Origin of the sequence: Streptococcus mitis, assembly GCF_946190325.1 — a bacterium.
Lineage (GTDB): Bacteria > Bacillota > Bacilli > Lactobacillales > Streptococcaceae > Streptococcus > Streptococcus mitis_CF.
In genome coordinates, this window is record NZ_CAMHZR010000001.1 from 412,700 (window position 1) to 427,431 (window position 14,732).

A 14,732-nucleotide genomic window follows, 5' to 3' on the forward strand; every position below is an offset into this window, starting at 1 on the left:
ATTATACCATATTTCTGGAAAATCAGCTATTCTTTAAAAATGAAAAGGTACTTTATTCTTTTTGTAACCTTTCTGTAATAATTCTCTGCTGAAAAAATGATAAAATAGGTATGTACTGTTAAGGAGAGAATAATGCCCGTAAGAAAATTACAATCCTATGAGGTAGACTATCAAGAAGAATTAAGCCAGCAGGTTCCTCGCTATCAAGATTATACACCTGTAGCGCAATCTGATGCCAATCTCAAGGAAATCCTATTTTTTGTTAATATCGCTGTTTTTTGTATCTGTATTGCTATCTTTAGTTTTATCTTTTTAGCATTAAAATTATCAACTGCTCTTGCCTTTGCAGCAGCAATCGGAGCCAGCTTACTTGTCTTAAAAATTCAACGATCTATTATCAAACGAAAACGTAGAAGATAAATCCAAAATATCGCCCCAACTGGAGCGATATTTTTATTTTTTCTTTTTAGATGGTGTGTGGATGGCTATCTTCACTTCAAAGATTGTTCCCTTTGGTTTATTATCTTTAACAGTAATGGTTCCTTTTAGCGCATCTACAATTTGCTTGGCTAGGGATAAGCCTAAACCAAAACCACCTTTTTGACGGGTTCTAGCCTTGTCTACTCGATAAAAACGGTCAAAAATTTTCTTCTTATCTTCTGCGGAAATACCGACTCCATTATCAGAAACAAGTAAATACAGATTGCGATCTGTCGCCGAAATCACAAAATCAATTTCACCATCCTCTTCAGTATATTTGATGGCATTATCAAATAGGATGGTCATCAGTTGTTTCAAAAGAAGTTGATCTGTAACAATTGTTCGATGGATACGATTTTCAAAACGGAAGACACGGTCGTTTTCCGAGGCAATCATCTCATAGTTCGTGAAAGTCGTATTAAAAAAGCTAGTTGGAACTTCTGCAAGTTCTGGCTTAATCCCATCATCTCTCCGAGCTAAATTCAACAAGTTTGTCGTCAAAAACCTCATGTTTCGAACTTCTTCCAAACTCGAGGCAATGCTTTCGCTCACATCCATAATGGTAGCTTCTGGCTTACGGAAAAGGGTTTCTAAGCGATTTTGCAAAACAGCAAGTGGAGTTCGTAACTCATGACTGGCATTTTCCACAAAGGACTGCTGCTTCTGCATGCTCTCAAGCAGAGGACGAACACTGACTCTAGCTAGATAGAGACTGGCAAGTAAAGACAAAATCCAGAAACTAGCCATCACGACCACAATCAATTTCTCGTGCTTTTGACTGGCCTGCTCCAACTGACTGGTATTAATCAAGACAGCTGCATACTTGATATTGGTTGAAACCGAACTGATATTCGTTTCCATCAAAATCATGCGATAGATTTCTTCCTGTCCATAGCTATTAAAAACCTGAATCTGATAGATATGACCTAGTTCTTTTTTCTCTAGTTTAATCTTATCCAAGCCCAAAAATCGGTTTCCAGAAAGGAGCTGGGTAAAATTCTTATCAAAAAGAATGACTTCTGTGTTAGAACTAACATTTGGTTTTATCTCCGTCTTGCTAGTATCTGTAGCGGCATTCTCTAAATCTTTAATCTCTTCTGTTGCCCTATTTACAGCAAGCTGAATAACTGCTTGAGGATTATTACTCAAACCATGTAGCGTATCGTCCACCGAAGTATAGAGACTCGAGTGCATGACCTGTAAAATAATCAAGGTCATGGTAGAGAAAATCAGAGTGAAGACACTAAAGTTGCGGATAAAATAACTAAAGTCATCCGCATACCATGTTTTTTTTAGTTTACTGAACATCTTTTAAAATATACCCAACACTGCGCAAGGTTTGCAAATTCTCTGCAAAAGTGGTTCCTTTTAATTTCTTACGGACTTTTGAAACATAAACTTCGACAACCGAAATCGTTGTGTCACTATCAAATCCCCATAAACGATCAAAAATCTGAGTCTTCGGCAAAATAACATTTTGATTTTGAAGGAAATAAACCAGTAAATCGAACTCTTTCCCCAGTAATTCGACAGGAGTATCTTCAACCTTAACGGTATTGGTTGACAAATTAACCACAATATTTCCATAAGTCAAGGTGTTTTCATTAAACTTGCCTGAACGTTTGAGCAGGGCTTGAATTCTCATTTTGAGTTCTTCTAGGTAGAAAGGTTTGGTCAGATAATCATCTGCTCCCAGTTCAAATCCATGTCCCTTGTCATCCAAACTTTCCTTGGCAGTCATGATCAGAACTGGAGTCGTAATCCCCTTTTCACGCAATTCTTTCAATACTTGGAAGCCATTTTTTTCAGGCAACATCAAATCGAGCAAAATCAAGTCATAGACGCCACTCTCAGCTTCGTAGAGACCTTCTTCCCCATCAAATACCTGCATGACATCCGCAAAATCGTCTAAAAAGTCAAATACTGAATTTGACAGGCCTAGGTCATCCTCAACCAATAAGATTTTTATCATGAGAAACTCCTCCTTATTAAAACCATTATACCAAATTTGCCTTAAAAAAAACTCAACTCTCTGCATTTTACATGAGATAGCTGAGTTTTCTTTTTATTTTAGGCTTATTTATGCATTTCCGTATTGAAGAACGACTGCTTCCACTGCAACTTTTTCACGGTTAATCAGATCAACACGCGCTGCAATTTCCTTGATTCCCATACCGATGTTACGGCTAAGAGCAAGGTCAGAAAGTTGTGGCTCAAAGAATTCCTTATACTCTGCCAAGCGTTGCTGAGTCTTAAATACGTGAGCAGGAAGGATAACAAAGCTATCAAAGCTCATATCTCCACCAAGAGCTGCCTTAATCCAAGCCCAATTTTCACGAGCCCAAGACCATGCTGTTTCCTGAGTTGCTTGATGGCTTAAGAACTGGAAGTACCAAGCAGACAAGTCTTGTGGTTTGACCACAAATTTGTCCTTCCAAGAAGTAATCAAGGTTTGGATATTGTCCGCATCTGTACTGTAAGCAAGAGCAGCTGCCAACTGACGTTTAAAGACAGCATCTGTTGCGTGAGTATAGGTATCAAGATAAAGTGCTAACAAGTCTTTAGTCTCATGATGTTTCATCTCATTAATCAGAACTTGTGAGCGAATAGCTGCTGGAAGTCCTGCAAGATTCTCCTTGTGAGCCGCAAAAATTTGGCTAGCGACTTGACTAGCTTCTGCATCATTTGAGCGAATCATCATAGAAACAGCCAACTGACGAACCAATTCATCCTCATCTGATTCTCCGTCTTTAGCTTCAAAACCAAGACGATCATAGTTGTGACGAGCCAATTTAGCAACCAATTCTTTGAAGGCTCTTTCAGCTTCTGTTCCTTCATCGATAAAGCGCTCAAGAGCAGAAATTACTTGAGAAACAGCTGAAACGACAAGGTAAGATTCTTCCTTAGCTAGTTTATCAAGAACTGGGAGCAAGTCAGCATAAGAAATGTGCCCTGCTTCAGCAAGTAAGAGACGTTCTTGGACGATTTGCAGTTTACTTGTATTATCAAGCTCAACTAGGTCAGTAAGAACAGCATCTAACAAGTCTCCTTGATAGTCTGTAATGTAGTGGGCTGTATTTTCTGTGTTGAGACGAAGTGCTGTTTTGTTTTCTGCAAGAAGAGCTGCGTAGCCAGGGATTTCGATGCTTTCAGTTTCGAGTGTATCAGGCAAGCCTTTCCAGTTGCTGTTTAGTGGCACAACCCAGAGACGGTTCTTGTCTTCGTGCTCACCGATAAAGAATTGTTTTTGTGAAATCTTCAAGACATCATTTTCAACTTTGACAGTGAGAACTGGGTAACCAGGTTGTTCCAACCAAGAATCCATGAAGGCTGCGACATCACGTCCTGATGCTTGACCAAGAGCATCCCAAAGGTCACGACCAATTGTATTGCTGTATTGATGTTTTTCAAAGTAGGCATGCAAACCTTTGGCAAAATCGGCATCACCTAGCCAACGGCGAAGCATATGCATGAGACGGCTTCCTTTAGCATAGACGATAGCTCCGTCAAAGAGCGTATTGATTTCATCTGGATGTTTAACTTCGACGTGAACAGATTGAACACCATCAGTCGCATCGCGTTTAAGCGCAGACGGAACACCACCTGTTTGGAAATCTTCAAAGATATTCCAGCTTGGTTCAATAGCATCCACACAGACGTACTCCATCATGTTAGCAAAGCTTTCATTGAGCCAAAGGTCATCCCACCATTTCATAGTAACGAGGTTCCCAAACCATTGGTGAGCCAATTCATGGGCCACAACTAGGGCAACTTGTTGACGGCTAGCAAATGTTGAGTTTTCATCCACAACCAAGTAAACTTCACGGTAGGTCACAAGCCCCCAGTTTTCCATAGCACCAGCTGAGAAGTCAGGAAGGGCGATGTGGAGAGATTGAGGGATTGGGTATTTAACTCCATAGTAATCTTCGTAAAACTCGATAGAGCGAACAGCGATATCCAGTGAGAAATCAAGGTTTGATAGTGGATGAGCTTTGGTTGAATAAACACCTACGAGGGTACCGTTTTTAGTTTTAGCCGTCACACCTTGCAAATCACCAGCAACAAAGGCCAACAAGTAAGAAGACATGCGAGGTGTTGTCTCAAACTTCCAGATACCTGTTTCCTTACGGTTTTCAACATCAATCTCAGGCATGTTTGATAAGGCCAATTCACCTTCTGCTTGGTCAAAACGTAGAGAGAGGTCAAAAGTTGCTTTGGCTTCTGGCTCATCCACACATGGGAAGGCTTCGCGCGCAAAATGGCTCTCGAATTGAGTTGACAAGACCTCCTTCTTAACTCCATCAACTGTGTAATAAGAAGGGTAAATCCCTGTCATGTTGTCTGTAATTTTTCCTGAGAAAGCGATAACCACTTCAACTTGACCAGCCTCAGCTAATTCAATATGAAGAGCTTCGTTGTCATGATCAACTGTGAATGAGCGAGCTTCCCCTGCAACTTCTACAGAAGCGATTTCCAAATCTTTTTGGTGAAGGGAAATACGGTCACTCTGTGCTTGACCAGTAATAGTCACCTTTCCTGAAAAAGTCTTGGTCTCACGACTCAAGTCTAAAAATAAATCATAATGTTCAGGAACAAATTGCTTAATAAAATGTTCAACTGCTTGCATAGTTTTCTCCTATCTAAGTTTAAGAGCTAGAGCTCTTCTTCAAACAAACTTATTATATCATGTTTTGCTTAAGAAAAAAGGATTGGACGGTCATTTCCAAAACTTTCTTCATTCTAGCAGTCTACAGTGGGTAGACCTTGCGAAATTCTTCTAAAACAACCTTGCTTTCAGGTGTAAAAGTCAGTCCTGCTTCTCTCAACCACTCGGCGAAACAATCCTCATGAACCTGCCGCCAATAGGCTAGGGATTTGTCACCTTCCCCTTCCTTAAAGGCATGTTGAGCAGAAACTTGATTGAAGGGTTGGACAGAAACCTTTGTAATTTCGACAATACAGACAGCCTGATTTTGACTATCTAAAATAACATCAAAAGTTCCTTCTTGAGGAAGAGACTCGGCTTCTAGTGCATAGAGATCGTAGGCTGATGCTGTTGCAGTTTTTTCGCCTCTTAAAACCAAATCTGCCAAGAGATCGGCATCTACTCCAAAAGCCCAAGCATCGATTTCATCTCCTATAGAGGGGGTAGTTTTCTTGTATGCATTCCACATTTCTTGCGGTGTCATGGGTGCTCCTTTGTAATTTCTTACTTTCTTCTTTTATATGTTTGAGATGATCTGGATGGTCAATTTCTAAATCAAAAATCTCTAGAATAGAACTGTAGTGAATAATGCACTTGATACCCAACTGATTCATTTTTTGTATGAAAGAATCATTCAGATAGCCTGCTACAGCAAAGTCAATCTTTTTCATCCTTGCTTTATCCTGCATATCTCTTAGCATAGCTAACATTATTGGACTTTCCATATCATGCCATTGACTGTTTCTCACAGTCGCAAAAACAAAAGAAGTCAAATCATTCATTCCAACTATAATCTTTGAAATACCCGTTTCCAGTATCCTTTCCAAGTCAAAATAAGCTGAAGGTAATTCAATCATTGTGCCGACTTTCCCAGTAAAACCATGCTGACGTAATACTGTAATAGCTTGTTTTAATTGGTCGGCATCATTGACAAAAGGAAAAATAAGAGACAGATTGGGATTTGTTTGATAAACTTCTGTAACGACATGTGCTTCAGCCTGAAATTCATCAGGACACGCCAGCAAGCGCCTAGTTCCTCTATAACCAAACAAGGGATGATTTTCATCAAAATGCTCTTTAGTCCCCTCTAAACAATTAGCTTCTGTATTTGTTAACTCTGAAAAACGATACCAAACTTCTTCATCTGAGTACAGGGAGCAGATAGTCTCTAGATAATCTTTTACAAATTGCTGACAACTTGGTAATAGTATATTTTGATTGAGCTCTCTCAACAAGTATTCCCCACGAATCATGCCAACATGATGAAATAGTTGTGGGTAAACTTTCTCATCAAGTTTTTCACCACTAAGAGCTAGTTGGTTTCTCATCATTCACCTTCCAATTCATGTAAGAGGTTTTGTCCAGTTCTGGAAATCCTAATAATTCTGCTTTGACTTTCAAGACTTCTTGCGATGCATTCTCTTCTGTGATTTTTGATTTCCATCAGGTCCTCCTACTTCAAAGACCAGCCACCATCCATTGTCAGAATTTGCCCCTGCATGGCAGATGCCTTTCCACTGGCCAAAAAGAGACTGACTTCTGCCACTTCCTCTGGTTCAATCCAACGCTTGATTGGTGTTTCACTAGCAACCCAGTCAGCCAAGCCTCCTGGCTCAAAATCTGCAGCAGTCATAGCTGTCTTGACTGCTCCTGGAGCGATACCAAAGACCTGAATCCCAGCTTCAGCATAGTCTAGAGCCAACTGCTTAGTAAAGCCTGCCAAGGCGTGCTTCGAAGAAGTATAGGCATGTCCACCGCCACCTGCTAGGCTCGAAGCGATGGAGCACATATTGATAATGGTCCCTTTTTTATTCTCCAGCATTTGTGTCAAGTAATAGCGAGTCAACTCAACAGGAGTCATATAGTTGATTTCAAAAATCTCTTGAATTTCCTGCGCTGTCTGTTCCAAAAGTGGTTTATAATCATCCAAAACTCCAGCAGTATTGCACAAAACATCCACCTGAGGACACCAATCAAAAATAGTCTCCAAGTCCAAGGTCAAATCTCTCTGTAAAAAATGGAAATCACCTTGTAGGAATGGATTTTCACCTTGGTCCACTCCATAAACTTGATAGCCCTTTTCTAAAAAGAGTCGAGCTTGAGCCAGACCAATCCCTGAACTCACTCCTGTAATGAGTACACGTTTAGCCATACACTTCTACCCAATCTGTCGCCAAAACATCACAAGGTGTCGGACTCCACATGGAAAAACCTTCTCCTTCTCCAGACACGTTGATTAGGAAATAAGGTGTCACTTCCAGTGCAACCCCGTTTTGTTCAATAGTATCAAAAAGCTGGACATAGTTTTCCGTACCTCCCCAACCAGTTCGTACATATTTTTTCTTAGCCTTTAACCCAGGTAGAATTTCTTCAAATGTCATGTTTTTCTCCTTTAATATCAATAATTCTTCCCTTCATTATAACAAAAAAACCGCTTTAAAACGGCTTTTTGACTATACTTCACTCCATTTTATCTTCTTAAATCTACGGAAAAATAAAAAAACGACAACCACTTTTTCAGCAGTTATCGTTGCTTATCTTTTAATCTTTTCCACCAAGTCGACTATTGATATTCATCATGATACTAGCTATTTTTTCACCCCAGTACGGATCTGATGCATAGCGTACATTCATTCCCGTCGCTTTATTTCCAAGGTGATCTCTTCCACGGTCAATATAGTTCTCACGAATCCACTTGGCCGCACCAAGAATTCCTTTGTCTACATCATCAAATTTCTTAGCGGAATCATAGGGACTGGTATCGTAAGCAGCTATACCGAAGAAGTTATTTTTATCATTAGCAATTTGGCTACGTCCCCAAGCACTTTCTAGCGCACTGTGAGCCATTAAATAGAGAGCATTGACACCGTAACGTTTTTCAGCTTCCTTAAAAATTGCTCCTTTACCGGCAAGACGACTGTTTCGGATATTCATCATCGAATAAACTCTATTTAATTCATCCGCACTATAGTTGGTTGGTTCAGTTAAATTTTTGAAAAGGAAACGATTTTTGATAGTAAACCCATCGAAATGTTCTCCATCCTTTGAATAATACTTCTTACCAATTTTCATAGCTGAAGTATGTGAAGCTACCCGAATACTAGTGTATGGAGAAAGTTCATGGTATAGGAATCTTCCGTCAGTAGTATAGTGAGGAATAAACTCACTTCCTTCCTCAACTAAAGCCAAATCACTTTGATTCATATAACCGGACAAGCCTGATATTGAAACAGCTAGACGACTACCCTTGCTTTTAGAGCCATCATAGGTCACAATACTTCCCTGATTGACATAGCTCAAAATATCTCCTGATTCGCTATAAATATAGGCTGTGATTGGTTTAACCTTAAAATATTTTGGACTTTGAATCCACTTTCCATTACTCTGGAAGAAGTACTCTTTATTTTTGATGTTAAAACCACCAGTAACATAGCTTCCATCTTCTTTTAGGTAGTACCATGCATTGTAGTTAGAATCAAAAATCCATTCATTCTTGGCCATATAACCACCAGATTTGAGGTAATAATCACCAATCCATTCATGTGAAGCATACGTACCGCCTGATTTTAGGTAAAACCAGCTATTATAAGATGTATCAAAAATCCATTCTTTTTCAGCCATTGCTCCACTATTTTTTAGATAGTAAGCATTTTTCCACTGATTACTGGCCATCACACCATCATTATTAAAATAATACCATGCGCCCTTAATCTTTTCCCATTTATTACGAAGGATTTTTCCTGAATCTGTAGCATAATACCATTTATCAGTAATCTTCACCCAAGCATTCTGAGCCATTGCTCCAGTATTATTAAGCAGATAATCGTTCACTAGAGTATTGCTAGCCATAACTCCATCTTGCTTGAAGTAATACCAAACATTGCCAATTTTTTCCCATCTATTACGAAGGATCTTTCCTGAATCTGTAGCATAATACCATTTATCAGCAATTTTTACCCAGGACTTTTCTACCATTGCTCCACTAGTACGAAAAGCATAGTCATTAACAATAGTATTGCTGGCCATGATTCCATGTTGATCAAATAAATACCAGACACCCGCAATTTTTTTCCAATTTTTTATTGGTTGATTATTCTCATAAAAAAGCCATTTCCCATGCTCTTTCTGCCAACCATTCTTATGAGCTTCTTCAACTTTTTCTTTATTTGAAATAGCCTCTTTTTTAGAATTATTTTCTTTTACAATAACTGGTTCTTTCTTTTTTTCCGTCTTTTCAGCTTCATTCTTTGTATTTTCAACAACTTTTTTCTCTTCTGAAGCTGGAGTCTGATTTTTATCTTTAGACTGATTTTTGTCCACAGATTGACTCTTATTCGTCGTTTGACTTTGCTCCGTTGTTTTACTATCTTCAGCAAAGACTGATGTTGTGGGCACAATTGCCAATGCAAGCACTGCCGTGCTTACAAGTAGTGTTCTCTTCATTTTACTCCCCTAAGTAGAAATTCATCTACATCATTCGTAATTAACTTTATTTTAACATAGTTAAAAGATGAAAATATTACAAAATGATGAAAATTATGTGTCTTATTGACGATAAGAATGGTCTAGCTTATCTAAGGCTGGCTTTTACTTCCTTGCGGAGATTTTCTAGACTACTAATACCGTATTTGTCCATAACCTTTGGTAGATTTTCAATGATGTCAGGACAGGCATATGGATTGGTAAAGTTAGCTGTTCCAACTCCGATAGCAGATGCTCCCGCCAGATACATTTCTAGGGCAGCTTCAGCCGAATCCACTCCCCCCATTCCAATGATAGGCAGTTCTGTTGTTTGGGCTACTTGGCGGATAAGTTTGAGGGCTACTGGAAAGACTGCTGGACCAGACATTCCACCTGTTCCATTTGCCAAGATTGGTTTACGAGTTTTGAGGTCAAAGCGCATTCCAACTAGAGTATTGATCATGGTCAAGCCACTTGCCCCCGCATCTTCTGCAGCTTTTGCGACAGTGACGATATCCGTCACACTAGGGGTTAATTTGACATAAACTGGTACATCAGAGGCTTCTACCGCTGCTTTCACCACATCATAAGCTAAATCTGGATCTTGACCAATCAAAAGTCCGTGATTACAGTGGTCAACGTTGGGGCAAGAAATATTGAGCTCGATTGCTTTCACATTAGCTGCCTTGGAAATCCCATGAGAAACAGCTGCATATTCTTGTTTTGAAAAACCAGCTACATTGGCGATAATAGGAAGATTTGGATATTCTCTTTCCAGCCAAGGTAGCTTTTCAGCCAAAACAACTTCCAAACCAGGATTTTGTAAGCCAATTGCATTGAGCATGCCAGCAGGTGTTTCTGCCACCCTTGGAGTTGGATTTCCAAAACGGGCTTCAAGTGTTGTCGCCTTGATCATAATAGAACCTAAAAGGTCTAAATCATAGTATTTGGCATACTCTTGACCAAAACCAAAACAGCCTGATGCTGGAATAATCGGATTTTTCAAATCCAAGCCTGGTAGAGAAACTTGTAAACGATTTGTAGTCATGATTTTCTCCTTATAATACAACTGTTCCTGTGCGGAAAACAGGCCCATCTTCACAGACGCGTTGGCTAACCGTCTCGCTTTCTGGCACTTTTAGGACGCAGGCATAGCAAGCCCCCATCCCACAAGCCATACGAGATTCCAGAGATAGATAAGCTCTTGGGTGGTCATAAAAGGTTTGATTGATATACTTCATCATTCCAGGCGCCCCACATGAGTAAACAGCATCAAATTGATTGTCTAAGTCATTGATAACAACGGAAACATTTCCCTTAATACCATAAGAACCATCATCTGTCGTTACAAAGACTTGACCATATTGAGCTAATTCCGTCTCTAAAATAACAGCATCCTTGTTAGCAAAACCAAAGACAGTCACTACTTTCACACCACGCGCATGCAATTCTTTGGCCACCTCAAGCAAGGGCGGAACACCAATCCCACCACCAACGAGGAGAACCTGGCTCTGCTCATCAAGGTCAGACAAGTCAAAACCATTTCCCTGAGGACCCATCACATCCAGAGTGTCTCCCTGACTTAAGGTTGAAAAAACGGCTGTCCCAGCCCCCTCAATCCGATAAATGAGATGACACTGCTTGTTTACCTTGTCGATAGACGAAATTGAAATCGGGCGGCGCAAGAGATGGGCATCATCAGGCACACGTAGATGAAGAAATTGGCCTGCTCGCATGGCTTCAACCATTTCTCCTTCTAGGACTATTTCAAAGATTGCTGGCGCGATTTCCTCCTGTGCAACCACCTTCATGGTTTCCAAACGAATTGCACCCAAACGTTTCTTACATGTGGGATTCATGACTTTTCCTCCTTAAATTTTAAGGGGACCAGATAAAGAAAAGACCTTGCTAGTGCAAGGCCTCAGTTAAAATTGTACAACACAAGAGAGCACACTCAAAAAGACTCCTCTAGAAAATTGTACTATTCTTTTATCTGACACCTTGTGAGTCTCTCGGGACTCCCCTTAAAGGTTAAATTTTTACTAGTATACTCTTTCAGCTTAAAAAAGTCAAGTAGAAAACGAACATTGAGTGTGTCTGTTTTTGGGAGAAAATGAAAAATCACCAAGAGAACGGAAATCAAGACCGAAACTTTCAACTTTTTCCTGCTTCAGTCTTGATTTATTGTTCTTTTGATGATACAATAGCTTTAAACTGATTGAACAAGGAACGGTTGTTTAATCGGTGGGCGTTTGAGTGTTAGTAGCACTCAGCGCCTTTTGTTCGTGTTTTTTCTATAAGTCCATTATACCACTTTGGGAGGAGAATGCAAGCATTTTCCTAAACTTTTTTTCTAAAATGCTTGACAAATCATGGTTTCATATGATTTTCAATCCCTTTCATCGGTAAGAGCTCCCCAATACTTCGGTTTTCGGTTTGAGCGATTGACCTGTGGTAGTGTATAATCTGATTTTTGAGTATGTTAAAAGTGACCAGGATAATCTTTTTCCTGGTCTTTTATTGTTTGGTAGGATTTCCTCCACTCTCCAAAAAAGAGGTCTCTCAATTCTCCTGTATGGTTTAAAAGAATGGTTTGGCTCATATTATCAGCGCCTTTCTCACTCCAATACATACCTCTATTTTTCATTCGATACGTCACTTTGCGATGCTGAGATTCCATGATACCAATACCCTTGCTACTGAGTCCAAAGCTCTCAGGATGATCAGTATATTTAAAGTTTTTCAGAAGTTGTCTTTTGAAGCGTTGAAAAGACTCTAATTTTTTGTCTGATTTAATCAAAGATTCAGCCGTATCAAGTACCGTTTCTAGTAAACCCTTATCTCGGCTCTTGACCGCTTTAAAGGCTTGTTTGGTCAGCTCTAAAGGAAAAGTACGTAAATTCTTTTTCAGGGATTGATTCACGTGAAAAGCATCCCAAAAGTGCAAATGCTCTTTAGGCTTAAAAGCACTAACTAACTCCTTAAAGTCCGTAGGAGAATAGCCTTTACCACCATCAGAATTAGTCACAATGACCGTTTCGGGAGTAATTTCAAAATGCCTAGTCAACAAATCCATTAGTCTATCTTTGGCTTTATGACAGCGTGTAGAGATAACTTCTATCTTGTCTTTTAAGATATTCCTCTTCCCCTTCTTGCTTCCAGTATGGACGACAAAATGACTTAACTCAATAGACTTCTTTTTCCTGTCAGGTATTGCCTGTTTGACCCAAACCCCATCACCTTCAATATAGACTTTCTTTGCTCTCACTTTGTCCTGGTTATCTTCAGACCAGTCTGAAGCTGACAAGGAGTCGTACTCCTCTTTTTCAGCTAGGAGTTCACCTGCCACGTCTAAAGCGTGCTGAACTGTATTCTTGGTGATATAGATTTCCTTTAACATTTCCATCACCGATACAACTTTACGATAGGGCATAAAATTAGCAAGCTTGGTCACCTGGTAAAGTAGCTCCTGAGAAAACCTCGACCTTGGTTCTAGTCCTAGCTTTTCATCAACAGGGATTCGGATGGTGTCATCTTTCTTCCATCTGCTACGTGAAAAGGTCATTTCTCCAAAAGAAAAAATAACTGTCCGCTCTTTTTGATTGATTCTTTTGTACCCCTGCGCTCGCATACTAGGGGCAATGAATTTTTCATAGTTTTCAATCATCTTCAAAAAAGCCCGTTGATTATTTTGGTTCAATTGCCTTGAAAATTCTCTTTCGTCTAACACGGTTATATCCATTTTTGTCACCTCAATCATCGCTACCGCCTATTATACCCCAAAAACAAGACAAGAAGAAAGACCACTCCAAACGGAAGGGTCTATATTCTTATAGTGATTTTAACATTGGTTTATATCATGATTTTAATAGTGATTAAAATCAATATCTAAAGTGATAAACCTTGGTCTTTTTGGTTCTTTGGAGCGGATGCAGTTGGTAAAACCTCTTGATACATTTTCTTTAGAGATAGCTCGTGTTGACCACCTAACAACAGATTTTCAAAAAATCTATCCAGGTATTCAGGATTTTTCTTCAGCAATTTTGCATTGTCCAAAACCAGGGCATCCCTGAAGTAACGTGCATGCTCTTTGAACGGGCTATTATCAATTTCAAAGCCTAGTGAACGTAGGTACTTAATCATGAAGACCGTAACAGTTCGGGTGTTGCCCTCTCCAAACGGATGGATTTGCCAAATTCCCGATACAAACTTTTTCAAGTGCTTGACCATTTCTTCAGGTGTCTTCCCTCGATAGTCAAATTGTGACTCCTGGTCAAAATCATAGGTTAAGCTAGCCGAGATAGTTTGATAATGGTCATAGATAACGCTATCTCCCTCTAAAATCGGCTCTTTTTTAGTGATGTTATAATGGCGATATTCTCCTAAAGGGATACCTTGACTTAGAACCCCAAAGAATAGCTCTTTATGGATTGATTTTAGAGTGGTTGGGGCAAACTTGAAGGCGTTGCTTGATAACAGCTCTACAATCCTTAAAGAGACAATATCAGCTTCTTTCGTGCTATCATCAGTCTCTTCATGGTATTTGGTAATTTGGTCATAAATTTGTTGATACTCAATCTTACCTTCAATCTGCTCTTTAGCCAATTCAACCATATAGCGTGATGGCTCAAGACCGTCCACTTGCTGAAGACCAAAGCCAGTCTGCCATAAGTCAAGTTTAGTCTGATAGGAAAGGTTGGGGTTATCAATTTCATAGGTTGGTTGCATAGGTCACCTGCGTAAATAATATTTATAGATATTTTTATCATGATTTTAATAATGATAAAAATATTGACGGTTATTCTTCAGAACTCTCAATATAACTCTCAATCCAATCATCAAGGAAAGTTGATGCTCCGCTATATCCTGCTTGCTCCGCAATCCTATCTAACTTTTCTCGATTTTGGGGCTTCAAGGTGAACTGATAAGGATGTTTGGTCTTCCCTGATGGACGACCTGCTCTTCGCCCTTGTGATTTTGCCTTAGGGACTGACGGTAGTGTCTCGCCTAACGCTTTACTAATTTTGTCCTTTTTGATTTCAAAAGCCATTGCATACCTCTTTTTAAATAGTGATTTATATCATGA

The 14,732-nt window shown here is 39.6% G+C and carries 13 protein-coding genes and 2 pseudogenes; 1 reads left to right on the plus strand and 14 read right to left on the minus strand.

Annotated features, from left to right (window positions below; translation table 11 throughout):
- Positions 1-132: 132 nt before the first annotated feature.
- A complete protein-coding gene (locus tag N8M95_RS01965) occupies positions 133-420 on the plus strand; it encodes a DUF3270 domain-containing protein (protein ID WP_020901777.1) in 288 nt (95 codons plus the stop codon).
- A gap of 33 nt (positions 421-453) precedes the next feature.
- Here N8M95_RS01965 and ciaH read toward each other — a convergent pair whose 3' ends face one another.
- The 14 genes and pseudogenes from ciaH to N8M95_RS02035 all read right to left on the minus strand — a co-directional run bounded on the left by ciaH (position 454) and on the right by N8M95_RS02035 (position 14,696).
- Positions 454-1,788 carry a two-component system sensor histidine kinase CiaH gene (gene ciaH, locus N8M95_RS01970; protein ID WP_020901776.1) on the minus strand — a complete coding sequence of 445 codons (1,335 nt, stop codon included), beginning with the start codon at positions 1,786-1,788 and terminating at the stop codon, positions 454-456.
- The gene (gene ciaR / locus N8M95_RS01975; RefSeq protein WP_000590639.1) at positions 1,778-2,452 is read right to left on the minus strand and encodes a two-component system response regulator CiaR; all 675 of its coding nucleotides are present in this window, start codon (positions 2,450-2,452) and stop codon (positions 1,778-1,780) included. Before ciaR ends, ciaH begins: the two co-directional genes overlap by 11 nt.
- 108 nt (positions 2,453-2,560) lie before the next feature.
- Positions 2,561-5,107 (minus strand): M1 family metallopeptidase, encoded by a 2,547-nt coding sequence (locus N8M95_RS01980; protein WP_020901775.1) that lies wholly within the window; start codon positions 5,105-5,107, stop codon positions 2,561-2,563.
- Between the two features lie 121 nt (positions 5,108-5,228).
- Positions 5,229-5,669 carry an ASCH domain-containing protein gene (locus N8M95_RS01985; RefSeq protein WP_049488694.1) on the minus strand — a complete coding sequence of 147 codons (441 nt, stop codon included), beginning with the start codon at positions 5,667-5,669 and terminating at the stop codon, positions 5,229-5,231.
- Positions 5,611-6,513, minus strand: a complete 903-nt coding sequence (locus tag N8M95_RS01990) for a putative PEP-binding protein (RefSeq protein ID WP_261116596.1) — start codon at positions 6,511-6,513, stop codon at positions 5,611-5,613. Before N8M95_RS01990 ends, N8M95_RS01985 begins: the two co-directional genes overlap by 59 nt.
- Positions 6,491-6,619, minus strand: a pseudogene (locus tag N8M95_RS01995) (NUDIX hydrolase); the annotation flags it as partial. The gene N8M95_RS01990 and the pseudogene N8M95_RS01995, both read right to left, overlap by 23 nt.
- A gap of 19 nt (positions 6,620-6,638) precedes the next feature.
- On the minus strand, positions 6,639-7,337 hold the full coding sequence (locus N8M95_RS02000) for a 3-oxoacyl-ACP reductase (RefSeq protein ID WP_020901772.1): 699 nt from the start codon (positions 7,335-7,337) through the stop codon (positions 6,639-6,641).
- On the minus strand, positions 7,330-7,566 hold the full coding sequence (locus tag N8M95_RS02005) for a DUF2829 domain-containing protein (protein ID WP_020901771.1): 237 nt from the start codon (positions 7,564-7,566) through the stop codon (positions 7,330-7,332). Before N8M95_RS02005 ends, N8M95_RS02000 begins: the two co-directional genes overlap by 8 nt.
- A gap of 160 nt (positions 7,567-7,726) precedes the next feature.
- Positions 7,727-9,628 carry a glucosaminidase domain-containing protein gene (locus tag N8M95_RS02010; RefSeq protein ID WP_261116499.1) on the minus strand — a complete coding sequence of 634 codons (1,902 nt, stop codon included), beginning with the start codon at positions 9,626-9,628 and terminating at the stop codon, positions 7,727-7,729.
- Between the two features lie 127 nt (positions 9,629-9,755).
- A complete protein-coding gene (locus N8M95_RS02015; RefSeq protein WP_261116500.1) occupies positions 9,756-10,742 on the minus strand; it encodes a dihydroorotate dehydrogenase in 987 nt (328 codons plus the stop codon).
- Positions 10,705-11,505 (minus strand): dihydroorotate dehydrogenase electron transfer subunit, encoded by an 801-nt coding sequence (locus N8M95_RS02020; RefSeq protein ID WP_261116501.1) that lies wholly within the window; start codon positions 11,503-11,505, stop codon positions 10,705-10,707. The genes N8M95_RS02015 and N8M95_RS02020 overlap by 38 nt, the downstream gene beginning before the upstream one ends.
- 530 nt (positions 11,506-12,035) lie before the next feature.
- Positions 12,036-13,388, minus strand: a pseudogene (locus N8M95_RS02025) (ISLre2 family transposase).
- A 146-nt stretch (positions 13,389-13,534) separates the two neighbouring features.
- Complete coding sequence (locus N8M95_RS02030; RefSeq protein WP_247930498.1) at positions 13,535-14,374, minus strand: Fic family protein; 840 nt, start codon at positions 14,372-14,374, stop codon at positions 13,535-13,537.
- A gap of 70 nt (positions 14,375-14,444) precedes the next feature.
- Positions 14,445-14,696, minus strand: coding sequence for a hypothetical protein (locus N8M95_RS02035; RefSeq protein ID WP_084886579.1), 252 nt, complete (start codon positions 14,694-14,696; stop codon positions 14,445-14,447).
- Between the last annotated feature and the right edge of the window lie 36 nt (positions 14,697-14,732).